We start from the raw sequence: 24144 nt of genomic DNA, 5'->3' as shown, positions 1-24144 counted from the left end.
CCATGGATAGAAGGACATTCACCGGGATCGCCGCGTTCGCCGGGCTGGCGGGCCTCGCATGGTGCGGGCCCGTGCAGGCGCAGCAGTTCGGATCGCCCGAACTGATCGCGGCGGCCAAGGCCGAAGGCAAGCTGGTGTTCTACACCGCGAATTTCGCCGAGGTCGAACAACAGGTCATCAAGGCTTTCAACAAGCGCTTCCCGGAAATCAGGATCGAGATGGTGCGCGCCCCGGGCGGTCAGCTCATCACGCGCGTAAAAACGGAAGCCGCCGCCGGCAAGCTCATCGCCGACGTGATCGATCATTCGGACCGCTCCCTGATGCTGCCGCTGGCCGACATGTTCCAGGATTACGCGCCGCCGAATGCGGCGGACTACAATCCCGATGCACAGATTTCACCGAAACTGTGGCCGCGGGTCACGCTGGTCTGGTCGATCGCCTACAACTCCGAACTGGTCAAGGATCCGCCGAAATCCTGGAGGGACCTGACCAAGCCGCAATATGAGAAGATGACCGGGCAGGTGATCGCCCAGTCCGGCGGCACAACCTGGACCCGCATCATGTTCGAACGGCAGGTGCTCGGCGAGGATTACTGGGCCAAGCAGGCGGCGACCCGGCCGATCCTCTATCCCTCTGGCGCGCCGATGTCGGATTCGATGGTGCGTGGCGAGGTGGCGATGGGGCCGTTGCTCTACAACGCGATCTATCCGAAGCAGAAGGACGGCGCGCCGATCAAGATCTTCTTCCCGCCGGAGGGAGCGCCGGTCAATCCCTACGCGAGCGGCATTCCCAAGACCGCGGCGAACCCCAACGCGGCAAGATTGTTCTTGAACTGGTGCCTGTCGCTGGAGGGGCAGACCTTCATGATCAAGGAACTCGGGAACCTGACCTCGTTGAAGGTGCCGCCCGTTTATCCCGAGGGCTTCGATCCCAAGGTGGTCAAGGTCTGGTATCCAAAATTTGATGAGTACGTCAAGTTGCAGTCGGCCTGGGTCGCGGAGTGGGACAAGACTTTCGGGTACCGGCAGTGAGCGATCGCGTGGAGAAAGCGCGCTCATGACCGCGACGCTTGAAGTCACCGATCTGCGTAAGCAGTTTGCGATCGGCCGGCCGGCGGTCGATGGCGTCAGCTTCAACGTACCGGCCGGCGAGATCGTGGTATTGCTCGGCCCCTCCGGCTGCGGCAAGACCACGACGCTGCGCTGCGTCGCAGGTCTGGAGCATCCGACGTCGGGAGAAATCAACATTGCCGGCAGGGTCGTATCCTCGCCGGAACGCGGCATTTCGGTGCCGCCGCGGCTGCGCGAACTCGGCATGGTGTTTCAGTCCTATGCGGTGTGGCCGCACATGACGGTGCGCCAGAACGTGGTCTATCCCCTGAAGCATCGGAAGTTTTCCCGCAGCGAGGCCCGTCGCATGGTCGACGAGGCGCTCGAACTGGTCGGCCTTTCGGAATATGCCGAAAGGCCGGTGGTCGCGCTGTCGGGCGGCCAAATGCAGCGGGTAGCGCTGGCGCGCAGCATGGTCTATCGGCCGCAATTGCTGCTGCTCGACGAGCCCTTGTCAAACCTCGACGCCAAATTGCGGCTGCGGCTGCGCGATGATCTTCGCGTCATCCTCAAGCAGACCGGGATGACCGCGCTGTACGTCACCCATGACCAGGCCGAGGCGGTGGTGCTGGGCGACCGCATCGGCGTGATGCGCGACGGCAAGCTGCTTCAGATGGATTCGCCGGACGCGATCTACAATCGCCCGGCGGACTTGTTCGTCGCCAACTTCACCGGCGCGACCAATGAGCTTGCGGGCACGCTGGTATCACGGAACGGCGCGTACGGCACCGTGGATTTCGGCGACGGCAGGCGGGGAGAGGTGGCGTTGCTGCAATCGCTCGGTGCGAATGAGAAAGTGCGCGTTGCGTTGCGGCCGGAGAACATTGCGATCGGCAGGCATGACGGCGTCAACGTCTTTTCCGCCCGCGTCGTCGACCGCCGCTATCAGGGCACGCAGACCGCCTATGGCATCGAACTGTTCGGCCGCCGGCTGGAAGTGGTGGAGCTGGGCACCGCGGCCCGGCATCAGGTCGGTGCCGAGACCCAGGTCTCGCTGCCGCGCGAGAGTTGCTGGGCCTATCGAGACACCGGGTCGTTGGCAGATGAGTAACGGCTGGTGATCCGTCGTCATCAGCGTTGGATCCTGACTTCCCGAAGGGCCCCCCCGGATGACCACATCGGACCAACCGCAGGGTTTGCAAGGCGACGCGACCGACAAGGCGAAGCTGCGCCAGAAATACGCGGAGGAGCGCGACAAGCGGCTTCGCCCCGATGGCAACGAGCAGTATCTGCGCGTCGCAGGGCAGCTCGCGCATTATCTCGACGATCCCTACATGCCGGTCGTTCCTCGCGAGCCGAAGACGGATCATGTCGTCTTTGCTTTCATCGGCGGCGGCTTTGCCGGGCTCGCCACCGCTGCCCGGCTTTCGGAAGCCGGTGTCGGGGATGTCAGGATCATCGAGAAGGGTGGCGACTTCGGCGGCACCTGGTACTGGAACAGGTATCCCGGCGCGCAATGCGACACCGCCTCGCTGGTCTATATGCCGCTGCTCGAAGAAACCGGCTACATGCCGTCGGAGAAATACGCGCACGCGCCTGAAATTCTCGCGCATTGCCAACGCATCGGCAGGCAATATGGTCTCTATGGCAACGCGCTGTTCCATACCGAGGTCGTGAGCCTGGAGTGGGACGCGGCGACGTCGCGCTGGCATGTCAGCACCAACCGCGGCGACGCCTTCACCGCGCAATTCGTCGGCATGGGGACGGGGCCGCTGCATGTCCCCAAGCTTCCTGGCATCGCCGGCATCGAGTCCTTCAAAGGGCACTCCTTCCATACCAGCCGCTGGGACTACGCCTACACCGGCGGTGATCCCAAGGGCGCGCCGATGGCCGCGCTGGCGGACAAGCGCGTCGGGATCATCGGCACCGGCGCCACCTCGGTGCAGTGCGTGCCGCATCTGGCGCGCGCCTGCTGGGAACTCTACGTGTTCCAGCGCACGCCGTCGTCGGTGGACGTCAGGGCCAACGCGCCGATTGATCCCCATTGGTTTTCGGAAATCGCGACGCCGGGCTGGCAGCAGCGCTGGCTTGAGAACTTTACGGCGAACCAGGCCGGAGGTACCGCGGAGGAGGATCTGGTGCAGGACGGCTGGACCGACCTGTCACGGCGAATTCGGGCCAGGATCATGGACCTGCCGCGCGAGCAGCGAATCCCGAAGAACATGCTGGCGGCGTTCGAGGATTCCGATTTCGAGAAGATGGAGGAGATCCGCGCCCGGGTTGACGCGATCGTCGGCGATCGCGAAACCGCGGCCAAGCTCAAGGCCTGGTATCGCCAGCTCTGCAAGCGCCCGTGCTTCCACGACGAATACCTGCAGGCCTTCAACACCCCGGGCACCTATCTGGTCGATACCGACGGTAAGGGGGTGGAGCGGATCACCGGAAACGGCGTCGTCGTCGCCGGCAAGGAGTATCAGCTCGACTGCATCATCTATGCCTCGGGATTCGAAGTCGGCACCGAGTACAAGCGACGGGCGGGCTTCGACCTGGTCGGCCGCGGCGGGCTCAGGCTGTCGGAGCATTGGGCCGCGGGCATGCGGACCAAGCACGGCATTCACGTCCATGGTTTCCCGAACGCGTTCTTGGTGCAGCCGACGCAGGGCGCCAACCTGATTTCCAACGTGCCGCACAATTTGACCGAGGCGGCGAGAACCATCGCGCTGATGGTCGGCCATGCCCTGGCCCAAGGCTTCAAGGAAATTGAGGTCACCCGCGAGGCCGAGGATTGCTGGGTTGAATTGCTGTTGACCGGCGCCGGCCGGATGATCGGCTCGCCCGACTGCACGCCCGGCTATTACAACAATGAAGGGCGCGAGCCGGGGCCCTCCGCCAAGCTCAATGTCGGTCATCCTGCCGGCCCGTTGGCCTATTTCAAATACATTGAGGCATGGCGCAGCAGCGGCCAGTTCGAGGGGCTGACGTTTCGCTGACGCCGTTCGGATTGCTCGACCCTCGGTACGCTGCAAGGGAGCACACAACAATGAGCCAGTCAGCCACGATGGAAACGATCGGAGAATCTCCGAAGGAAGCTTCCGCGCAGGTCATCGCGCAGCACGCGGCGACGCTGAAGGCACTGCCGTTCTCCGACACGCGCGATTTCGACGACGCCGCGCGCGGTTTTCTCGGCACGGTGGAGAACGCCAGGATTGTTTCGCCGCAGGGCAGGGTGGTCTGGAGCCTGGAACCCTATGGCTTTCTGTCGGCCGAACAAGCCCCGGCCACGGTCGATCCCAGCCTGTGGCGGCAGTCGCGGCTCAACATGCATCACGGCCTGTTCGAAGTGGTGCCCGGCGTCTATCAGGTGCGCGGGCTCGACATCGCCAACATGACGCTGATCGAGGGCGAGCGCGGCGTCATCGTGGTGGATACGCTGACCTCGATCGAGGGCGCCCGGGCGGCGATGGAGCTCTACTTCAAGCACCGCGGCAAGCGGCAGGTCAGCGCCGTCATCTTCACCCACACCCACACCGACCATTGGGGCGGCGCGCGTGGCGTGCTCGACGATGAAACGCTCGCCGGTGGCCGGGTTCCGATCATTGCGCCCAATTTATTCATGGAGCACGCGGTCTCGGAAAACATCATCGCGGGACCGGCGATGCTGCGGCGTGCGCAATATCAGTTCGGGCCGTTTCTCGCCAAGGGCGTTCGCGGCCAGGTCGATTGCGGGCTCGGCAAGTCGATGGCGGCGGGCTCGGTGGCGCTGCTGCGCCCGACCGATCACATCGTGGCGACCGGCGACAAGCGAATCATCGACGGCGTCGAATTCGAGTTCCAGATGGCGCCGAACAGCGAAGCGCCGGCGGAGATGCATTTCTTCATCCCGCGCTACAAGGTGCTGAATCTGGCGGAGAACTGCACGCATAATTTCCACAATCTGCTGCCGTTCCGTGGCGCTGACGTGCGCGACGCGCTCGCCTGGTCGAAATATCTCGGCGAGGCGCTGCAGATGTGGGGCGGCAAGGCGAATGCGATGTGCGGCCAGCATCACTGGCCGGTCTGGGGACAGGAGCGGATCGACACCATGATCCGCCAGCAGCGCGATCTCTACAAGTTTGCGCATGACCAGACCATCCGCCTGATGAACCACGGGCTGACGGCGACCGAAATCGCGGAAGTGATCCGCCTGCCGGCGAGTCTCGAGGGTGCATGGCACGGCCGCGGCTATTACGGCCACATCAGGCACAATGTGAAGGCGATCTATCAGAAATATCTCGGCTGGTACGATGCCAACCCTGTTCACCTCGATCCGTTGCCGCCGGTCGAGTCCGGCAAGAAGTACGTCGAGTATATGGGCGGCGCGGATGCTATCCTGGCGCGCGCGGCCAAGGACTTTGCCAGGGGCGAATTCCGTTTCGTCGCGCAAGCCGTGAGCCATCTGGTGTTCGCCGATCCCGAAAACCAGGGCGCCCGCGCCATCCTTGCCGACACGTTCGAGCAGCTCGGCTACGCCTCGGAAAGCGCGACCTGGCGCAACGCCTATCTGTTCGGAGCCCAGGAACTCCGGCAGGGCATGCCGAAGGCGCCGCCGCGTGCGGCGATACCGCGCGAAACGCTGGCGGCGCTGCGTACCGAACAGCTCTGGGACGTGCTTGGCGTCCGGCTCAACGGATCCAGGGCCGAAGGCAAGCGCATCGTGCTGAACTGGAATTTCACCGATACCGGCGAGACCTTTATCCTCAACCTGGAAAATTGCGCGCTGACCTATGCCGCCGGCGCGCAAGCGGCCGACGCCGACGCCGGCTTTACGCTCTCGCGCGGCGCGCTAGACGAGGTCATCGCCGATTTCATGACGTTTCCGGAGGCGGTCGCCGGCGGCAGGATCAAGACGTCCGGCAATCCGACGCGGCTCGGCGAATTGATGTTGCTGATGGACGAGTTCCCGCGGATGTTCGAGATCGTCGAGCCGAAGCGAACCATGGCAAGGTGAGACCCGAAAGCACAAACTTGTGTCCTCCCGGATGGGGAGGAGATGGAGCCGGTTTTACTCCGCGCTGCTGACCAGCTTGATGCGCGGTCCCGGCGCCTCCATCAGGTTGCGATAGGCCGCCAGATAGTCGAGCGCCATCCGGCGGGCCGTGAAGCGTTTCTCGAACTGCCTGCGGATTGCCGCCCGGTCCATCGCTGGGAGGCGATGGACGACGGCGACAGCGCTGATTTCATCTTCGACGACGAAGCCGGTGAGGCCGGGGTCGATGATCTCGGGCACGGATCCCCGGTTGTAAGCGATCACCGGCGTGCCGCAGGCCATAGCCTCGATCATGACGAGGCCGAATGGCTCCGGCCAATCGATAGGCAAAAGCAGGCCAAGCGCGCCGCTGAGAAAATCCGGCTTCTCGCGGTCAGAAATTTCGCCGATGAATTCGACCAGCGGATTGGCCCTTATCAGCGGGGAAACCACCTCTTCGTAATACTCTTGGTCAGCGCGATCGATCTTTGCCGCGATCTTGAGGGGAATGCCGCAGCGGGCGGCGATCTGGATGGCGCGGTCGACTCCTTTTTCCGGTGCGATGCGCCCGAGCACGGCGAGATAGGACGGCTTCACCGGCTTCGGTATCAGCAGGTCCTCGGGCAGGCCGTGGTAGATGGTTCCGGTCCAGTTGGCTTGTGGAACCGGCCGCCGCTGCGCGTTCGAGATCGATACCACGGGAACACGGGGGAAGGCGCTGAACACGGGTTGCAGTTCAGGGAGATCGAGCCTGCCATGCAGCGTTGTCAGGAAGGGGGTCGGTTGCCGGTAGAAGAGTGAGAACGGGTAATAATCGAGATGAAAATGCAGAAAATCAAACTCTTCTTCGTCGCACTTCTGACGTACGCGCTCGAGCATCACCATGTGCAGAGCGTTGGGGTCGCGGACCGAACCGTCGAGACGTAGCGCCTTGGGCCATGTGGCATCGAGCTTTGCGGAGGTTCTGGAATCGCCGCTGGCGAATAATGTGACTTCATGCCCCAGCGCGACCAATTCTTCAGTCAGCCAGTGCACCACCCGTTCGGTTCCGCCATAAAGCTTGGGGGGAACAGCCTCCGTCAGCGGTGAAATTTGCGCGATGCGCATTTACGGTCTCCTGTGCTCAACCTCACCAAGCCTCGATTCCGCTGGCGCCAGCGCATCAGACAGTGGAACGTTCCGGCTCGCGCCAGGTTCCCTCGAACCGTATCTTGCTTCCTCCATACGGCCGTCTTGCTGTTGCCATCTCACGCAAACAGGTTCGTCGCCGTCTTGATGTTGTTAAGGCCTGCTGCGACGGCTCGCGCGAGTCGGCCGAGACTCGCTCGCCTGATCTAGCTGTGTGCGGTGCCGGAAGCCGGTTTGCGTCAAGTAAACGCGTTCACTAGAAATCCCAAGGTGTGGTTCCGATTCGTTCGGAACGAACGATACCCTAGAGGATCGCTTCGAGGTGCGAATGATAGCCGAAGTCACCCAGTTGGTTAAGTCCCATACGCCTGAGCAGGTCTTGGAGTCGCCTTTCTACATTCCCATGACCGGTCCGGCGACGCGGCCGCGACGCTCGCTGAAGCACGATGACACTTTCATTGTTCTCGATAGTCACGGCGACATCGGTGCGTCCGCAGGCGGTCCCGACGGCCTGTTCAACGCCGATACGCGCTATCTTTCCCGCCTTGAAATGGTGCTCGACGACGTCCAGCCGTTGCTGCTCGGATCCAATCTGCGCGACGACAATTCGGCGCTAACCGTCGATCTCAGCAATTCCGACGTTTACCGCAACGGACGGCTGGTGCTGCAGAAAGATACGCTGCACATCATGCGCTCGATGTTCCTGTGGCGCGGTACGGCCTACCAGCGGATCGCGCTGCAGAACCATGGCGACCGTCCGGCGAGCTTCGACCTGTCGCTGCTGTTCGACAATGATTTCGCCGACCTGTTCGAGGTGCGCGGCGAACACCGGTCGCGGCGCGGGACCGGTTCCAGCCGGTTGCTCGGCCCGGCCGAAGTCGTGCTCGAATACAAAGGGCTCGACGGCGAAGGGCGCTCGACCACCCTGCATTTCGATCCGCGGCCGACCCGGCTTTCCGTCAATTCGGCGACCTATCATTTCGAACTGGCGCCAGGCGAAACGACGGCGTTGTTCGTCGCGGTATCCTGCAACAAGGCGATGACGCCGAAGCCGGTTTCGTTTTTCCGCGGCCTCTTGGCCCACCGTCGCGAAATGCGGCGAGCGAGCGCCTGCGCGACCAGCATTGAGACTTCCAACAACATTTTCAACGAGGTGCTGTGCCGTGCCACGGCCGACCTCAACATGCTGATGACGGATACGCCGCAGGGCCGATACCCCTATGCCGGCATCCCCTGGTATTCAACCACCTTCGGTCGTGACGGATTGATCACCGCGATGCAGATGCTCTGGGTCGATCCGCGCATTGCCCGGGGTGTGCTGCGTCGGCTCGCATTCTTTCAGGCCAGGGCGGTTGATCCGCTCGCAGACGCCGAGCCCGGCAAGATCCTGCACGAGATGCGCGGTGGCGAGATGGCGGCGCTGCGCGAGGTACCGTTCGCGCAATACTATGGCAGCGTTGATTCAACACCGCTTTTCGTGCTGCTGGCCGGCCTCTACGTCGAACGCACCGGCGACGAGGAAACGCTGGCCGAACTGTGGCCGGCGATCGAGGCTGCGCTGGAGTGGATAGACGTGTCGGGCGACCCCGATCGCGACGGTTTTGTCGAATATCGGCGCGCAACCGAGCAGGGGCTCGCCAACCAGGGCTGGAAGGATTCATTCGACGCCGTGTTTCACGCCGATGGACAGCTTGCCGAAGGCTGTATCGCGCTGGCGGAAGTTCAAGGGTATGTATTCGCAGGCAAGAGGCTGGCGGCGCGCTGTGCCCGCCGCCTCGGGATGACCGATCGGGCCGCCAGCCTCGAAGCCGAGGCGTTGCGCCTTGCCGAGCGGTTCGAGGAGGCGTTCTGGTGCGAGGATCTCGGCACCTATGCGCTGGCGCTCGACGGCGCCAAGCGGCCCTGCAGGGTGCGAACCTCCAACGCCGGGCAGCTTCTGTTCACCGGCATCGTCCGGACCGATCGTGCCCGACGGGTCGCCGCCGATCTCATGAGCCACAAGTTTTTTTCGGGTTGGGGCATTCGTACCGTTGCGAAGGGTGAGGCCCGCTACAATCCGATGTCCTATCACGATGGCTCGATCTGGCCCCATGACAATGCCCTGATCGCGCTCGGTTTCGCGCGCTACGGGTTGAAGCATTCGGTGGCGCATCTTTTCAAGGGACTGTTCGACGCCGCCAGCTATATGGATTTGCGGCGGCTTCCGGAACTGTTCTGCGGCTTCCGCCGCGAAAGGCGGCGCGGTCCGGTGCTCTACCCCGTCGCCTGCGCGCCGCAGGCGTGGGCGAGCGCGACGCCGTTCACCCTGTTGGAGGCCGCACTTGGTCTGGAATTCGATGCCGATCGTGGCGAGATCAGGCTGCGCAATCCTCGGCTCCCGGAGTTTCTGAACGAGGTCTTGTTGCGAGACCTGCGGCTCGGTTCCTCCAGCGTCGACTTGCGGGTTCGCCGCCACGGTGAGGAGGTGTCGCTCGAGGTGCTGCGAACGCGCGGCCAGATTCAGGTGTCGATCGTCTTGACGCATTAAGGGGCCTTCGGCCGAGAATGTGGCCCTTTATCGTCGTGGTAGAAGCGATTGGCGTCTACATCAGCGCCACCTCTACTGGAGTCGCGGCGGACGTTTTGAGAGTAAGTCGCGCGGTCAACAGCGCCGCAAGCGCCAGCGCCACGCCGACGCCGGCGATGCAGGCGATCCATCCGAACGAATCAAACAGTCCACCGAGCACCGCGCTGCCGATAAGGCCACCGAGGAAATAGCAAGCGAGATAGGTTCCGCTGGCGACGCCGCGGTTGTCGGCGGCGGCCTGCCCGACAAAGGCGGTGGCGCAGGCCTGGGCGAAGAAGGTGCCGACGCCGACCAGCACCATGCCGGCCAGGACCTCGGGCAGACGCGACGACAGCATCAGGGGCAGGCCCAAAGCGGCCACCGAGAGCGCGCCCCAAATCGCCGGCCGGGTGCCAAAGCGCGCCGCGGCCCTGCCGGCGAACAGCGTGGTGACGACGGCCGGCGCAAAGACGAAGTAGACCAAGCCGAGATCCATCCGCCCGAGCGACAACGGCGCGCGGACCAGCACAAAGTTCACAAAGGTGAAGGTGCCGATGAAGGCGAACAGGATGCAGAAGCCGATGGCAAAGGCCGAGCGCAGCGCTGGGTTGCGCCAATGGCGGATCGTCGCCGCGAAGGGCGACTGCGTTGTCGGCATCGCATGCATGGGCTTGACGCGCGCAACGGTGAAATAGACCAGCACCGCGCCTGAGAGGTTAAGCAGCGCAAAGAAGTAGAAGTTCGATGCCAGTCCGAGCGTATCGGCTACGGCGGCCGATACCAGCCGCCCGACCAGGTTGCTGGCGACATTGCCGGTGATGTAGGCCGCGAACGCGCTGCCCGCATCCATCGAACTGCATTGTTCGCCGAGATAGGCCAGGGTCAGTGCGAACGCCGAGGCCATGCAGAGGCCCTGCGCGACGCGCAGGATAGCGAACATCGTCAGGTCAGGCGCGCTCGCCAGCAACGTGGTGGGGATCGCGAGCAGGACAAGGCTCAGAAGGATGCCGAGCCGGCGGTCGATATGCGGGCTCAGGAATCCGACGACGAGGCCCGCGATCGCCATGCCGAGCGTGCTGGCGTTGACCGCGAAGCCCATTTCGGCGGGGGACACGTTATAGTGCCGGGTCAATGAGGGAAGGATTGCCTGGGTCGCGAACAGGTCGACCACTGTCAGAAAGGCGGTGAGGCCGATGACCAGCGATCGCAGCACCACGCCGGGGGAGCGACCATGCATTTCCATCGTCTCGGCCATGTTGGTCATGACGTTTCGCGCGGGGTAGGCGAAAAGAAGGGATGTGATGCCCGGGCGTGTGGGGCGACACGGGGGGACTCCCGCGCATCACATCCGGCAACGAGACCTCGAACGGCGCTCGTTACGGCTCCTTACATGTTGTGGTCGTGCGGGTCCTTGCGGACGTCGCCGACATAGAGAATGACGGTTTCCTTGCCGAGGTTCTTCCACCAGTGCGAGGTGCCGGCGACTTCCGGCCTGATTTCACCGGCTTTATGCATGATCGGCTCCGAGCAGTTGCTGGCATATTCCACGATCTCGCCTTGCTGGATGAAGATCAAGGCCGGGCGGTCGTCATGGCTGTGCCAGGGCACGATGCCGCCGGGCTCGATCGTCAGCTTGCGGAAGCGCAGCTCGCGACCCTTGATCTTGGCCGGCTGCTTCTCGAGGTTGATCGAGCCGAGCGTGACGTCGGTGACGCCGACCGCCTTGTGGTCGACCATTTCTCGGACGTTCGGCTTCATCTTGCCGGCCGGGCATTCGCCGGCGGTGGCGTATGGGGCGGTCGCCACGATCAAGCCGACGAGGCCTAAGCCTCGCCAGATCGCGCGTGATGAAATGTTAGGTTTGGACATGTTGGTCTCCTCTCTCCTGGTTTTTCTTGCCTTGGCCCGACTGAGCCGGTCGGCTACCGCACGACCATCATCCAATTCGCGCTCTGGCGGAAATGCCGGTTGACTCTGGACTCCATAGCGTTCCGCTATGTGGCTACCCATGACCGAGCATGTGCTTGATGTCGGAGGAGAACGTCGGATAGGCGTAAACATTCTCCCGGATCTGGGAGGCGGTGATATCAAAGCGCATCGCCAGCCCGAAGATATTCACTAGCTCTTGGCCAGCGTGCCCGACAAAATGGGCTCCGAGAATGCGGTCGGTGGCGCGGTCGACAATCACCTTCGACCATGCAACGGTCTCGGCATAGGTTTTTGCTGAGAACCAGTCGAGCATGTCGTTGACGTGGACGTCGACCGCCACGCCCGCTTGCCTTGCTGCGGCCTCGGTCAGACCGACTGCGGCAAGCGCGGGTACGGTGTAGACCGACGTCGCCATGTGCGCGTAGTCCGGGCTATGTTTCGCCCCTTCCGCGATGTTGCGGCCGACGATGTCACCCTCATAGGTCGCGATCGGCGACAGCTGCGGCGAACCCGGCATGGCGTCGCCGCAGACATACACATTGGGGTTGGAGGTCGAGCGCAAATGGCGGTCGACCGCGACGCGGCCATCGGCGTGTTCGACCTGGCCTGCTGCGAGGTCCAGCGCATCCACATTGGCTACGCGGCCCGCGCCGTTGACGATGCGATCGGCCTCCGCTGCGTGCTCGGCGCCGTCATGGGTGAATACGACGCGCAGGCGGCCGTTTGCCCTTTGGACCCGCTTGACGCTGACGGCGGTCCTGACCCGAATGCCCATCCGCTCGCTTTCGGCCTGCAGTTGCGCGACCGCATCGCCATCCATCGCCGGCAGCAGCCGCGGCAGCGCTTCGAGAATCGTGACCTCAGTGCCGGCTCGTGCATAGACGTGGCCGAATTCCAGCGCGATCACGCCGCCACCGATAAAGATCACGGAAGTGGGCAGCTCGCGTTCGCTGAGCATTTGGTCCGAGGTGATCATCAACTCCGCGCCGGGGATCGGCAATGGCCGCGGCTTCGACCCGGTCGCGATCACAATGTAGCGGGCTTCGAGTACGCGATCGCCGACGCGGATGGTATTGGGGCTTGCGAAAGCGGCGCGGCCCCGTACCACCTCGACATTGCGTTTGGCCATCGAGCGCGCGAGATTGGCCGGAATGCCCTTGATCATGGCCTGCTCGCGGTCGATCAGCGCGGCCCAGTCAAGCCGCGGCTTGCCGACGGCGACGTGATGAAACGATGCCCGTTCGATCTCGTGCAGCGCGTGACCGGCGGCGACCAGCACCTTCTTCGGCGTGCAGCCCCGATTCGGGCAGGTTCCGCCGAGAAGATCGGCCTCGATCATGGCAACCGACATGCCTGCGCGCCGGACCGGCCCGGTTACGCCGATGCCGGCATTGCCGCCGCCCAGAATGACCACGTCGAACTTTTCCGGTGCCATCGCTCTGCTCCTGTGCCGGCGCCTGAGACGATCGGGCTGCGGCGCGCCGCAGCCCGACGGTGCCAAGCGCGTTGGCGGCCGGTTTACTTCGCCGTGATGGTCGAGGTGATCGAGCCGACCACGTTGGTTGCCATCTCGAACTGCGCGACGCGATCCCTGATGTTGTGGCGCCTGGCGATCCAGGCAAAGTCAGTCCAGACCGCCCAGACGTCGCCATTGTCATCCTGCGTCAGCAGCAACCGGACTGGCCAGTCGAGCCCGGCGTTCGGGTTCGAGGTGATGAACTGGGTCCCGAGCGGGGGATTTCCGAACACCAGCAGCGTCGAGGGGCGCAGCTTGATGCCGGCATCGGCGGCAAGCTTCGACTGGTCGATCTCCATGAAGAACTTGATGCCCTTGCCGGCGATGTCGGCCTTGATGCGGGCGATCGCCTCGGTCATCGGCACCGCGCTTTTCACCCGGACGACGCCGTCATCGCTATCGGCCCGCGCAGCGACCGAAAGGACGAGCAGAGCCAGCGTCAGCGAGATGCAGAAATTCACAAAGCGGTTGGTGGCACGGCGGGTCATGAAAGCCTCCTGTTTGCGCATGCGCTTGGCATGGTGTCTGGAACAGGATGGACGCCGGGGCCGGAAATATGAAATGCGTAGCTGCTCTCAAGTCGATAGCATTCGGCTATCGGCATTCTTCGATGCGTCGCGGCTATCGAACCGATTGTGCAACGGCATTTCTCATTTCTGATAGGTCGCCTTCTGATGGGTCAGCGCCCGATTGGCGGGCGCCTCCAATCCGTGAGGAAACCCCAATGAGACCGCTCTCGAAGACCCTGATCGCCGCCGCCGCGCTTGCCGCCGTCGCCACCTCCGCCTTCTCGCAAGTCCCGTGGGAGTTCAATCCGGGCATGGCTTACATGTATGCCGGTCCCGGGAAAATGTCGGCGATGGCGATGGCCGCCACCCCGAAAAACCACGACGCCATGATGAAGAACGCCGTCAAGGTACCCAACAACACCGTCTTCTTCATGGACAAGGGCCAGCTCTACTCGACCTCGGGCATGCTCGACCCCACCGGCAATTTCTATCTGCCTTGATCCAGCGTCGCTGCAACAGTCCGGGCCGCCCTTGCGGGGCGGACCGGACTGGAAAATAATGAAGGAACGCCGGAGTACGAGATGACGGCCTCGCTATCGCCAGCCAATGCCGAACGCCTGAAGCAAGCATTCCTGCGATGCCGCGACATGGAAGGCAGCCTGCGCGAGCAGCTCGAAGCCTATGCCGCGGCGGGCAGGGAGATCTTTCCGGCCTACGGCGAAGCGGTCGATCGGCTGGTCGCCCGCTTGAACGAGAATGGCGGCGGCGAAAATGCGCCGCGGCCCGGGGAGGCGATGCCGCCCTTCGTGCTGCCGGACGAGACGGGCCGGCTGGTCAGCTTGCAGTCTCTGATCGATAAAGGGCCGGTCGCAGTCATGTTCTTTCGAGGCCACTGGTGCCCTTATTGCCGGCTCAACGTACGGGCGGTGATCCAGGCCCAGGATCGGATCAAGGCATTGGGCGCGCAAACGGTTGCGATCATGCCGGAGACGCAGGCCTATGCCAAGAAATTCAAGTCGGAGGCGAACGCACCGTTTCCGATTCTAGCCGACCTTGACAACGGTTATGCGCTCTCGCTCAATCTGGCGATCTGGCTCGGCACTGAGATCCAGCAGCTGCTATCATATCAGGACATGACGAGGTTCCAGGGCAATGACGGCTGGGTGCTGCCGATACCGGCGACCTTCGTGGTCGGCCGTGACGGAATGGTGAAGGCACGTTTCGTCGATCCCGACTTCCGCAAGCGCATGGAAATCGACGACCTGATTGCCGCGCTGAAGGGCACGAGTGAAGAGCGCTAGCGCGTCGTCATCTTTGACGCCCCCGCAGACTTGCCGACGACTTGCTGCCAGTCGGCGCCGCGTAGTATGCGCATCACGGTGGAGGCTACGGCGGTCCTTTCGCGTCCGGCGACGCCGTAGAGATTGACGGTGCGCCGGGCGTCCAGTCCTTCGACCGTGGAGCGCTTGAGCGTCGGCGGCAGCGAGGCGGTATCCGGCACCACGGCGACGCCGATATCGGCTTCGAGCAGCTCGATCAGATCGCGTTCCGATGAGATTTCGTGGCCGCGGTCGACGTCGAGGCCGTGTTCGCGAAGCGAGATCTTTACCTGCGCTGCATGCTCGCAATAGTTTCGCGACAGGAATTGCTCGGCGCGAAGATCATTGAAATCGACCTTGTCGAGCGCCGCCAGCGGATGGTTCCTGTTGATGGCGAGTTGAAAATTCTCCGTGAACAGCGGCCAGGTATCGAGCCGGTCCCATTCTTCGCTGATTTCTGCGGCGATGCCGAGTTCGGCTTCGCCCCGTTTGAGAAATTCGGCGACCTCGCGGCTGTTGCCGCGCAGGAACCGGAATTCCAGCCGGTTGAACAGCCGCTTGATCTGGTCAAGATGCGGAATCAGCAGCGACAGATCGACGGAGTGCGTAAGCGCGATCCTGAGCGCGCCGACTTGGCCGCTCTTGAAGGAGGAGGCGAGTTCGCGCGCGCCGGTCGCCGCTTCGTAGCATTGCTTGAGCAGCGGGTGCATGCGCTCGCCTAGTTCGGTCAGTTGCGCGGCGGGGCGCTCGCGCCGGAACAGATCGCCGCCGAGTTCCGCTTCAAGCTGCTTGATGGCCCGCGTCAGCGACGGTTGCGTGACATTGCACTCGTCGGCGGCGCGCGTGAAGTTGAGGACCCGCACCACGGCCAGGAAGTAGCGAACCTGATGCATCTCCACGATCGTTGCCCCGATCTTGTGTGCCGACAGTCTACCCCTTCGCGCCCTCCGATGTCACCAGAATCGCCATAGCGTCAGCCTATGATGTTGGAAGCCAAACGGCATTTCCTTAACTGGCGCTCCACGCGCAGATTTCGTTGAGAACAAGGCTCCCGAACACACTGACGAACCGAGCGAAAGGGCGGCCATGGATATCCGGCTGAAGGCGGAAAACGCAGCGACAATGGCGCTTGCCGGCAGAGTCTCGCTGGTCTCGGGCTCGACCAGCGGTATCGGACTAGGGATTGCCCGCGCGCTGGCCAGGGCCGGTTCGGCGGTGGTTCTGAATGGGCTTGGGGCGGCCGCCGAGATCGCTCAGACCAGGCGGCAAATGGAGGAGGAGTTTGGCGTCCAGGTCAGCTATTCCGCGGCCGACATGACCAGCCATGAGGCGATCGCTGAGATGATCGCCGCGACGATCGCCGGACATGGCCGGCTGGACGTGCTGGTCAACAATGCCGGCATTCAACATGTGGCGCCGCTCGATCAGTTTCCGGTCGATAAATGGGACGCGATCCTGGCGATCAACCTTTCGTCGGCTTTTCACACAACGCGGCTGGCGCTACCGGCGATGCGCCAGAACAATTTCGGGCGGATCGTTAACATTGCTTCCGCACATGGACTGGTCGCATCGCCCTTCAAGGCGGCCTATGTCGCAGCCAAGCACGGCATCGTTGGTCTGACCAAGGTCACGGCGTTGGAGACCGCGGAGGAATCCATCACTTGCAACGCGATATGCCCGGGCTACGTCTACACCCCGCTGGTTGAGGCGCAGATCGACGGCCAGGCCAGGGCGCACGGTATATCCCGCGAACAGGTCATCCATGACGTGCTGCTGGCGCAGCAACCGAACAAACGCTTTGCTACGGTCGAAGAGCTGGGCGCGCTGACGGTGTTTCTCGCCGGCGACGCGGCGGCGTCGATCACCGGAATCGCGTTGCCGGTCGATGGCGGCTGGACCGCGCATTAGCATGACAATCACACGAGGGAACGTGACATGAACGATAGAAAGGACGTCTCGTCTTCGACCCATACCAGATCGACTGGGTCCGAGCCTGGACAGATCGTGCTGGTGCTGCAAGGCGGCGGCGCGCTGGGCTCCTATCAGGCTGGCGTCTACCAGGCGCTCCAGGAGGCCGGGATCGAACCGGACTGGATCATCGGCACCTCGATCGGCGCCATCAACGCTAGTCTGATTGCCGGCAACTCACGGCAAAACCGGCTGTCGCGCCTGCGCGAGTTCTGGAAGAAGATGGAGCAGAATCCGGTCTGGAGCTTTCGCGACATCTTTCCGGGTTTCAACGAAAAGCTTTCCTATTGGTCGACGGTGACCAACGGCATCCCGGGCTTCTTCCGACCCAACCCGCTGGCCCATGCCGGCGACTCCTATCCGTTGGGTCCCGATCAGGCCGGCTATTACTCGACCGCGCCGCTGGAGCGCACCTTGAGCGAACTGGTCGATTTCAATCTGCTCAATCAGTGCAGGCCGCGCCTGACGGTGGGCGCCGCCCATGTCCGGACCAGCCAGATGCGCTATTTCGACAGTCGCGACGGCAAGATCGACGTCAAGCACATCATGGCGTCCGGTGCGCTGCCGCCGGCGTTTCCGGCGGTACGCATCGACGGCGAACTCTATTGGGACGGCGGCATTCTGTCGAACACACCGACGGAAGCCGTGTTCGACGACAATCCGCGCAAGAATTCATTGATCTTCGCCGTGCATCTCTGGAATCCGTCCGGCGCCGAACCGACCACGATGGCGGAGGTGCTGAACCGCCACAAGGACGTGCAGTATTCGAGCCGGATCGCCAGCCACATCGCCCGGCAGCAGCAGGCGCACCGCCTGCGCCACGTCATCAACCAGCTCGCGGCGCGTTTGCCGGAGGCTGAGCGCAACAACGCGGCGGTGAAGGAGCTGGTGGGGTATGGGTGTCCGACACGGATGCACGTCGTGCGTCTGCTCGCCCCGCAGCTCAGTCGCGAGGACCACACCAAGGACATCGATTTCAGCCCGTCGGGAATCATGCAACGCTGGGACGCCGGTTATCAGCACACCAAGGCGGTGCTCGACCGGAAGCCATGGATCGGCGAGTTCGATCCGTTGTCCGGAGTTGTTCTCCACGAGCAGGTGGAAGTCATGCCAGAGGCAGCTGAACGAAATCACGCGCCGATGAAAGGCGCGGCCGTCTTGCGGTACAATGCGTTGTAACAGGCCGCCGAAAGATCCCAGCTAAAGGATTGCGCCATTGCGCTGCGGCGCATCGCGTCGAGGCGATCCTTGGCCCGAAAGGTTTCGAACGCGCGCCTGACGCCGCCAAGGAAGGATTCCGCCGAGGGTTGCGCGAACAGAAACCCGGTTTCGCCGTCCTGGATGGTCTCCGCCAGCCCGCCGGTCTGGTGACCGATCGGCAGCGATCCGAACCGTTGCGCATACATCTGGCTCAGCCCGCACGGTTCGAACCGCGAGGGCATCAGCGTGAAGTCGCTCCCGGCGAATATCCGCCGCGCCTGGGCGTCGTTGAAGCCGATGACGACGCCGATCGCCTCCGGCCTGCGGCGATGCGCCTCGACCAGCGCCTGCTCGATCTCGGGTTCGCCGCTGCCGGTCACCACGATCTGCCCGCCGGCCTCGATGATCTCGTCGGCGGCGGACAACACCAGATCGACGCCTTTCTGGTGAACCAGCCGGGCGACCAGGCCGAACATCGGACCGCGCGACAGCGCCAGGCCAAACTGCCGGCGGACATAGTCGGCGTTGGCCCGCTTGCCCTCCCAATCGCCGGCGCCAAAGGGCTGCGCCAATTGCGCGCAAGCGCTGGGGTCCCAGCTTTCGTCGATGCCGTTCAGGATGCCCGTCAGCTGGGCGGCGTCGGAGCGCAGCCGGAGCAGGCCTTCCAGCCCGCAGCCCAGTTCGCGCGTCGTGATCTCCTTCGCATAGGTCGCGCTGACGGTGGTGAGGTGCGACGCATAGACGATGCCGCCTTTGAGGAATGACAGCTTGTCATAGAATTCCAGCCCGTCGATGTGGAAGGAGCTCTCGGGCGCCCCGATCCGACGCAACGCGTCGCGCGGGAACAAGCCCTGATAGGCGAGATTGTGGATGGTCAAGATTGATGGAACCCTCGCGCCCTTCCAGGCGAGGTATGCAGGAGCCAACGCGGCCTGCCAGTCATTGGCGTGGACCAGATCCGCTGCCCAATTCTTGTCCAGCGTGCCCATCGCCAGCTCCGCGGCAGCAGACGCGAACCGACCGAAACGGATCTCATTGTCCGGCCAGTCGCGGCCGGATTCATCGCCATAGGGATTGCCCGGTCGCTCGTACAGCGACGGACAGAGCAGCACATAAACCGGCAGGCCGTCCCTGGTCGAAGCCCGCCCCAGCGCGCAGGCTGGCATTTCCGCCAACGCGGCGCATTGTCCAACGATTTCAATATGCGTGAACTGTTCGACGACGTCCCGATAACCGGGCAGCATGATGCGGACGTCACTCCACGGGCGGAGGGCTCGGGGCAGCGCCGCGGAGACCGCGGCGAGGCCGCCGACCCGGACGAAGTCATCCATTTCCGTGGTAACGAACAGAACCTTCAAGGGATTACCCTTTACCCACTTAGAGCAGGAGTGATGCAAGAAAGGGTCCAAGTTGCCGGAGCGACAACTCCCGCCCTGGTCATCGGTTCCCTGTGTGACAGCCTTTCCTGCCGAGGCAGCCCGATTTAGGGTCAGGCTGGTCGCGGGCGATCAGGCGTTGCGGCGATGGCCTTGAGGGAACGAGTATGGCGGATGACAATAGGGGAAGTTTGACAGGCAGCCTCGCGGGCCTGCGCGTCCTCGACTTCTCGACCACGATTGCCGGCCCCCATTGCACGCGGATGCTGGCGGACATGGGCGCGGAAGTCATCAAGATCGAGACCGGGGAAGGCGAGACGATGCGGACCCGCCCGCCGGTCCGGAACAATTGCTCGACCGTCTTCGGCCAGCTCAATGTCGGCAAGAACAGCCTGGTTCTGGATCTGAAATCGCCCCGGGGAGTGGAGGCCGTCCGCCGGCTGGTCGCTACCGCGGACGTGCTGGTGGAGAATTTCCGCCCGGGCGTGATGCGGCGGTTGCAGCTCGACTACGCATCGTTGCAAGCCCTCAATCCCAAGCTGGTCTATTGCTCGATCTCCGGCTACGGCCAGACCGGGCCGTCGGCGGAACTGCCGGCCTATGCGCCGGTGATTCATGCGGCATCGGGCTATGAAATGGCGCATCTGGCCTACCAGCCCGGGCGAAGCCGACCCGACTATTGCGGCATCTATCACGCCGACGTCCTCACCGGCGTCTATGCGTTCGGCGCCATTTCGGCGGCGTTGTTTCAGCGCGGGCGAACCGGGCAGGGACAGCATATCGACGTCTCGATGCTGGAATCGATGTTGAGCCTGACACTGAACGAACTGCAATGGTCGCAATTCGAGGTGAAGCCGACGCAACGGCCGATGTTCGGACCGATCGAGACTTCCGACGGCTATGTGATGGTCGCGATCGCCAGCGAAAAAACGTTCCAGAGCCTGATGAAGGTGATCGAACGTCCCCAATGGGTGAACGATCCGCGCTTTGCCAAATACTCCGATCGCCGCGAAAACTGGGCGAGCCTGATGGAAGGCGTGGAAGCGTGGTCGCGCGCCGTAACTACCGAAGGATGCCTTGCTGCGCTCAACGCGCACGGCGTGCCCTCGTCGGCCTACCGTACCGTCGCCGAGGCGCTGCGCGACCCGCAGATCGCCCATCGCGGCGCGCTGGCCGAAGTCGAAGATGGCGGCGGGAGCTTCACGGTTCTCAACCTGCCGTTCCGCATGTCCGCCGCCCGGGTATCCGCGGCCAAGCGCGTGTCGACGCTGGGCGAACACACGCGCGCGTATCTCAAGGAGACCGGCCTGACCGAAGACGAGATCGCGGCCTTTGCCGACTAGGCATAGAGGGTCCGCACCCGGCTGACGGTCCTCTCTGGCCGCCAAAGGATAAATCCCTCGGCTTTTCATCCGGGCGAATGCGAACGGCCTTGCCCGCGACGGCGTTTCCGGACAATCTTGCCACTGGCTATCCGCGATCCGGAATACCGGACGCACGAAACATTCGGGAGGGAGCACCCATGAAAGCGGCGATCCGATCGAGCGCGTTTGCGCGAATTTTTCTTGTGGCGGGATTTGGCGTGGCAGCGTCAATCACGACCGCGTCGGCGCAGGGCACGCCGGCCACGACGCTTCGCTACACCACGGGCGCCCCTGCCAAGACGCCCTGGGTGACGCAGCTTGAGCGCTTCGTGGTGGATGTCGCCGAAGAAAGCAAGGGCGCGCTCAAGATCGATCCTTTCATCGCCGCCCAGCTCGGCAATGAGCAGGATACAATCCAGCAAATCGCCCGCGGCCGTATCGACATGGGCGGCTTCTCGACCGGCGCGGTGGCGCTGGTGCTGCCGGAATTGTCGGTGCTCAGCATTCCGTTCCTGTTCGGCAGCACGGCCGAGCAGGACTGCATCATCGACAAGCACATGACCGCGCCGATATCCGCTGGCCTCGACAAGAAGGGTATCAAGTTCCTGGGATGGACCGAGGTCGGCACGGCCGATGTGATCGGCAAGCGGCCGTTCGTATCGCCCAACGACGTCAATGGCCTGAAGGCCGCCGCCGCCAGCAACAAGGTTTCCGCGGCGCTGTGGTCGGCGCTGGGCGCCAACCCCAACCCGATCGGAATCACCGAAATATCGTCGGCGTTCCAGACCGGGCTGGTCGATGTGCAGGCGCAGGTCGTCACCTTCTACCTGCCATCCGGACTCAACAAGATCGCGCCGGTGCTGACCCGGGTCGAGCTGGCGGACGCGCCCGGCATCATCGTGATGAACAAGGCCGCTTGGGACAAGCTCACGGCCGATCAGAAGTCGGCGCTTGAGCGGGCGACTGCGCGGCGTTCGGCGGACCTGCTGCGCAAGGAAATCCGCAGCTTCGAGCAGACCCTGCGCGACCTGCACGTCAAGGGTGGCGGTCAGGTCGTCGAGATCACGCGCGAACAGCGCGAGGAATGGCGCAAGAAGATCAAGCCGGTATGGCCGACCATGATCAAGGAAATCGGCCCTGAAGGCGAAGCCCTGTTCAAGGCCATCGAAGCTGGACGAGCGGGCTGCGGCGCGTAAGCCACCGGGGGCGTCCCGCCCTCGAGGCTTGCAGGGATCAAATTTTCTTCCAACGGACGGGTTCGGCCGCAGCAAAGGCCGAACCCCGGTCCACCCCTCATCCAGGCGCCGCAAATGTCTGAACACTCGCAAAAGACGACAGCGGTGGGAGCGCCGCGCTGGGCGCATAGTTTCGCCGCCAACTGGCACACCGTTGAGTGCTGGGTGGCCGTCGCGGCCTTCACTTTCATCGCCGTGATTTTGTTGCTCGATGTGCTCGGACGCGAACTGCTTGGACCGATCGTCCGTCTGATGGGGATGAAGCAGGCCACTGGAATATTTGCAGCGCAGAAGATGTCGGTGTTTGCGCTGGTGATCGGCAGCTTCGCCGGCATCGGCATCGCCACCGCTACCGGTGCCCATCTGGTGCCGCGCGTGGCCTTCAATCTGGTTCCGGAACGTTGGGGCCCCACACTGGATCGTCTCGCCGACCTCATCACTGGCGTGTTCCTGCTGATCGTCGCCTATTATGGCTTCCGCTTCGTTCAGTCTTCGATGGCGACCGATTTGAGAGCGCCGGTGCTCAACTGGTCTGTCTGGCCGTTCCAGCTGGCGATCCCCTTGGGGTTTGCGTCCGCGGCGGTACGCTATCTTCTGTTCTCCGCCTGGCCGGGTCTGAAGCCGTTGCCGCCGGAGTTCCAGGAATGACCGCGCTCCTGCTGGTCGGAATCGTCCTGGCACTACTGATCCTGCGTCAGCCGCTGCTTGTCATCCTGATGTCGGTCGCCGCTTACATTCACATTGTCTGGGGACAGGCCAAACTTGATTATATCATTGAGGACATGTGGGTCGGCCTCGACAAGGAAGTGATTCTGTCGATTCCGCTGTTCATCCTCTGCGGCAGTGTGATGACGCGCGGCTCGATTGCCCAGCGTCTGATCAATATTCTGGCGTCGATCACCCGCCCGCTGCCGGGCGGCATGGCGGTGGCCTGTGTGCTTTCCTGCGCGGTATTCGCAGCAATTTCTGGCTCTTCGATCGTGACCATGCTGGCGATCGGATCGATCATGTATCCGGCGATGCGGCAGGCCGGCTATAATTTGAACTTTACACTCGGCGCGATCATGTCCGGCGGAACCCTCGGCATCATCATCCCGCCGTCGATCCCGATGATCATCTATGGTCTCGTGACCGAAACGAGCGTTACCGATCTGTTCGCCGCCGGCTTCGGTCCCGGAATCCTGCTCACCGTCGTGCTGTCCATCTATTCGGTCTGGGTCAACCGGCATATGCCGACCGAGCGGTTTGACTTCGCTCACTTCCAGGAGGCATTCAAGAATGGCATCTGGTCGGCGATGATGCCGGTGATCCTGCTCGGGGGCATTTACACCGGCTACTTTACCGCGACCGAGGCCGCGGCGGTGGCGCTGTGCTATGCCATGCTGGTCGAAGTCTTCATTCACCGCGAGCTGAAACTCGCCGACTTCTACAAGGTGGTACTCGATACCTCGAAACTCGGCGGGTCGCTGTTTCCGGTGCTGGCGATAGCACTCAGCCTCAACATCATCCTGACTGAGCACCGCGTGCCGCAAATGCTGGTGACGGCCATCCAGGGCTACATCACCAGTCCGCTGATGTTCATGTTGGTGGTCAACGCGTTGCTGCTGCTGGTCGGTTGTCTTATGACGACAGGCGAAGCGATCCTGGTACTGGCCCCGTTGCTGGCGCCCGTCGCGGCGGCCTATGGTTACGACAAGGTGCTCTTCGGGGTGATCATGATTCTCAACCTGGAGATCGGCTATCTCACGCCACCTGTGGGATTGAATCTGATCGTGGCCATGAGCGCGTTCAAGCAACCGTTCGGACGACTCTGCATCGCCGCGATTCCCTTCATCTTGCTGATGATGTTTTGTCTGGCGCTCGTGATATGGCAACCCTGGATTGCGATGTACTTTGTAAACGGGAAGTTCTGATGTTGCGGGGCCGGGCTGCTGCGGACGTGGCAACGTCCGCCCGGAAACGGCAGCGAATACTTGCTCAAGAACAATAGCGACGGGAGAG

At 63.1% G+C, this 24144-nt stretch carries 20 protein-coding genes; 13 read left to right on the top strand and 7 right to left on the bottom strand.

From position 1 onward, the window contains the following. Window positions 1-2 precede the first annotated feature (2 nt). The 4 genes from Q0D31_RS04580 to Q0D31_RS04565 are packed head-to-tail and all read left to right on the top strand — an operon-like array spanning window position 3 to window position 6036. Entirely contained in the window at window positions 3-1031 is a 1029-nt protein-coding gene (locus Q0D31_RS04580) for an extracellular solute-binding protein (protein ID WP_291845753.1), read from the top strand. A gap of 25 nt (window positions 1032-1056) precedes the next feature. Next, window positions 1057-2160, top strand: coding sequence for an ABC transporter ATP-binding protein (locus tag Q0D31_RS04575; RefSeq protein WP_291845752.1), 1104 nt, complete (start codon window positions 1057-1059; stop codon window positions 2158-2160). Window positions 2161-2218: 58 nt separating this feature from the next. After that, on the top strand, window positions 2219-4039 hold the full coding sequence (locus Q0D31_RS04570; protein WP_291845751.1) for an NAD(P)/FAD-dependent oxidoreductase: 1821 nt from the start codon (window positions 2219-2221) through the stop codon (window positions 4037-4039). A 50-nt stretch (window positions 4040-4089) separates the two neighbouring features. Then, window positions 4090-6036 (top strand): alkyl sulfatase dimerization domain-containing protein, encoded by a 1947-nt coding sequence (locus tag Q0D31_RS04565; RefSeq protein WP_291845750.1) that lies wholly within the window; start codon window positions 4090-4092, stop codon window positions 6034-6036. A 54-nt stretch (window positions 6037-6090) separates the two neighbouring features. Here the strand turns inward: Q0D31_RS04565 and Q0D31_RS04560 are convergent, their stop codons facing one another. Beyond that, window positions 6091-7161, bottom strand: coding sequence for a glycosyltransferase family 4 protein (locus Q0D31_RS04560; RefSeq protein WP_291845749.1), 1071 nt, complete (start codon window positions 7159-7161; stop codon window positions 6091-6093). Window positions 7162-7510: 349 nt separating this feature from the next. On the opposite strand from Q0D31_RS04560, the gene Q0D31_RS04555 reads away from it, so the two are divergent. Then, a complete protein-coding gene (locus Q0D31_RS04555; RefSeq protein ID WP_291845748.1) occupies window positions 7511-9709 on the top strand; it encodes an amylo-alpha-1,6-glucosidase in 2199 nt (732 codons plus the stop codon). 55 nt (window positions 9710-9764) lie between these two features. Here the strand turns inward: Q0D31_RS04555 and Q0D31_RS04550 are convergent, their stop codons facing one another. From Q0D31_RS04550 to Q0D31_RS04535, 4 genes are all read right to left on the bottom strand, one after another. Beyond that, on the bottom strand, window positions 9765-10991 hold the full coding sequence (locus tag Q0D31_RS04550) for an MFS transporter (protein ID WP_291845746.1): 1227 nt from the start codon (window positions 10989-10991) through the stop codon (window positions 9765-9767). A gap of 122 nt (window positions 10992-11113) precedes the next feature. Next, entirely contained in the window at window positions 11114-11596 is a 483-nt protein-coding gene (locus Q0D31_RS04545; RefSeq protein WP_291845744.1) for a cupin domain-containing protein, read from the bottom strand. Window positions 11597-11729: 133 nt separating this feature from the next. Next, window positions 11730-13091, bottom strand: coding sequence for an NAD(P)/FAD-dependent oxidoreductase (locus Q0D31_RS04540; protein ID WP_291845743.1), 1362 nt, complete (start codon window positions 13089-13091; stop codon window positions 11730-11732). 83 nt (window positions 13092-13174) lie between these two features. Then, window positions 13175-13660 carry a DUF302 domain-containing protein gene (locus Q0D31_RS04535; protein WP_291845742.1) on the bottom strand — a complete coding sequence of 162 codons (486 nt, stop codon included), beginning with the start codon at window positions 13658-13660 and terminating at the stop codon, window positions 13175-13177. Between the two features lie 236 nt (window positions 13661-13896). Between Q0D31_RS04535 and Q0D31_RS04530 the strand changes: the two genes are divergently transcribed. Both Q0D31_RS04530 and Q0D31_RS04525 read left to right on the top strand, forming a co-directional pair. Then, complete coding sequence (locus Q0D31_RS04530) at window positions 13897-14181, top strand: hypothetical protein (RefSeq protein ID WP_291845738.1); 285 nt, start codon at window positions 13897-13899, stop codon at window positions 14179-14181. Window positions 14182-14262: 81 nt separating this feature from the next. Then, the gene (locus Q0D31_RS04525; RefSeq protein ID WP_291845737.1) at window positions 14263-14982 is read left to right on the top strand and encodes a peroxiredoxin-like family protein; all 720 of its coding nucleotides are present in this window, start codon (window positions 14263-14265) and stop codon (window positions 14980-14982) included. Here the strand turns inward: Q0D31_RS04525 and Q0D31_RS04520 are convergent. Then, window positions 14979-15899 (bottom strand): LysR family transcriptional regulator, encoded by a 921-nt coding sequence (locus Q0D31_RS04520; RefSeq protein ID WP_291845736.1) that lies wholly within the window; start codon window positions 15897-15899, stop codon window positions 14979-14981. The genes Q0D31_RS04525 and Q0D31_RS04520 overlap by 4 nt on opposite strands. 187 nt (window positions 15900-16086) lie before the next feature. On the opposite strand from Q0D31_RS04520, the gene Q0D31_RS04515 reads away from it, so the two are divergent. Both Q0D31_RS04515 and Q0D31_RS04510 read left to right on the top strand, forming a co-directional pair. After that, window positions 16087-16908 carry a 3-hydroxybutyrate dehydrogenase gene (locus tag Q0D31_RS04515; RefSeq protein WP_291845735.1) on the top strand — a complete coding sequence of 274 codons (822 nt, stop codon included), beginning with the start codon at window positions 16087-16089 and terminating at the stop codon, window positions 16906-16908. 27 nt (window positions 16909-16935) lie between these two features. Further along, window positions 16936-18147 (top strand): patatin-like phospholipase family protein, encoded by a 1212-nt coding sequence (locus Q0D31_RS04510; protein WP_291845734.1) that lies wholly within the window; start codon window positions 16936-16938, stop codon window positions 18145-18147. On the opposite strand, the gene glgA is transcribed toward Q0D31_RS04510, so the two are convergent. Next, window positions 18099-19526, bottom strand: a complete 1428-nt coding sequence (glgA, locus tag Q0D31_RS04505; protein WP_291845733.1) for a glycogen synthase GlgA — start codon at window positions 19524-19526, stop codon at window positions 18099-18101. The genes Q0D31_RS04510 and glgA overlap by 49 nt on opposite strands. A gap of 185 nt (window positions 19527-19711) precedes the next feature. On the opposite strand from glgA, the gene Q0D31_RS04500 reads away from it, so the two are divergent. From Q0D31_RS04500 to Q0D31_RS04485, 4 genes are all read left to right on the top strand, one after another. After that, entirely contained in the window at window positions 19712-20887 is a 1176-nt protein-coding gene (locus tag Q0D31_RS04500) for a CoA transferase (protein WP_291845732.1), read from the top strand. A 179-nt stretch (window positions 20888-21066) separates the two neighbouring features. After that, complete coding sequence (dctP, locus tag Q0D31_RS04495; RefSeq protein WP_291845731.1) at window positions 21067-22104, top strand: TRAP transporter substrate-binding protein DctP; 1038 nt, start codon at window positions 21067-21069, stop codon at window positions 22102-22104. A gap of 144 nt (window positions 22105-22248) precedes the next feature. Further along, on the top strand, window positions 22249-22791 hold the full coding sequence (locus Q0D31_RS04490; protein ID WP_291845730.1) for a TRAP transporter small permease: 543 nt from the start codon (window positions 22249-22251) through the stop codon (window positions 22789-22791). Then, window positions 22788-24056, top strand: a complete 1269-nt coding sequence (locus tag Q0D31_RS04485; protein ID WP_291845729.1) for a TRAP transporter large permease — start codon at window positions 22788-22790, stop codon at window positions 24054-24056. Before Q0D31_RS04490 ends, Q0D31_RS04485 begins: the two co-directional genes overlap by 4 nt. Window positions 24057-24144 lie beyond the last annotated feature (88 nt).

Source organism: Bradyrhizobium sp. (assembly GCF_022844465.1).
Classification (GTDB): Bacteria; Pseudomonadota; Alphaproteobacteria; order Rhizobiales; family Xanthobacteraceae; genus Bradyrhizobium.
This window is presented reverse-complemented; position numbering and strand designations above follow the sequence as displayed.

Bases quoted from the DNA above. Each gene is read 5' to 3' on its own strand.
- Q0D31_RS04535 (WP_291845742.1), bottom strand. From the start codon at position 13,660: ATGACCCGCCGTGCCACCAACCGCTTTGTGAATTTCTGCATCTCGCTG.
- Q0D31_RS04510 (WP_291845734.1), top strand. From the start codon at position 16,936: ATGAACGATAGAAAGGACGTCTCGTCTTCGACCCATACCAGATCGACT.
- Q0D31_RS04500 (WP_291845732.1), top strand. From the start codon at position 19,712: ATGGCGGATGACAATAGGGGAAGTTTGACAGGCAGCCTCGCGGGCCTG.
- Q0D31_RS04550 (WP_291845746.1), bottom strand. From the start codon at position 10,991: ATGACCAACATGGCCGAGACGATGGAAATGCATGGTCGCTCCCCCGGC.
- Q0D31_RS04580 (WP_291845753.1), top strand. From the start codon at position 3: ATGGATAGAAGGACATTCACCGGGATCGCCGCGTTCGCCGGGCTGGCG.
- dctP (WP_291845731.1), top strand. From the start codon at position 21,067: ATGAAAGCGGCGATCCGATCGAGCGCGTTTGCGCGAATTTTTCTTGTG.
- Q0D31_RS04570 (WP_291845751.1), top strand. From the start codon at position 2,219: ATGACCACATCGGACCAACCGCAGGGTTTGCAAGGCGACGCGACCGAC.
- Q0D31_RS04545 (WP_291845744.1), bottom strand. From the start codon at position 11,596: ATGTCCAAACCTAACATTTCATCACGCGCGATCTGGCGAGGCTTAGGC.
- Q0D31_RS04555 (WP_291845748.1), top strand. From the start codon at position 7,511: ATGATAGCCGAAGTCACCCAGTTGGTTAAGTCCCATACGCCTGAGCAG.
- Q0D31_RS04530 (WP_291845738.1), top strand. From the start codon at position 13,897: ATGAGACCGCTCTCGAAGACCCTGATCGCCGCCGCCGCGCTTGCCGCC.
- Q0D31_RS04560 (WP_291845749.1), bottom strand. From the start codon at position 7,161: ATGCGCATCGCGCAAATTTCACCGCTGACGGAGGCTGTTCCCCCCAAG.
- Q0D31_RS04565 (WP_291845750.1), top strand. From the start codon at position 4,090: ATGAGCCAGTCAGCCACGATGGAAACGATCGGAGAATCTCCGAAGGAA.
- Q0D31_RS04575 (WP_291845752.1), top strand. From the start codon at position 1,057: ATGACCGCGACGCTTGAAGTCACCGATCTGCGTAAGCAGTTTGCGATC.
- Q0D31_RS04540 (WP_291845743.1), bottom strand. From the start codon at position 13,091: ATGGCACCGGAAAAGTTCGACGTGGTCATTCTGGGCGGCGGCAATGCC.
- Q0D31_RS04515 (WP_291845735.1), top strand. From the start codon at position 16,087: ATGGATATCCGGCTGAAGGCGGAAAACGCAGCGACAATGGCGCTTGCC.
- Q0D31_RS04485 (WP_291845729.1), top strand. From the start codon at position 22,788: ATGACCGCGCTCCTGCTGGTCGGAATCGTCCTGGCACTACTGATCCTG.
- Q0D31_RS04525 (WP_291845737.1), top strand. From the start codon at position 14,263: ATGACGGCCTCGCTATCGCCAGCCAATGCCGAACGCCTGAAGCAAGCA.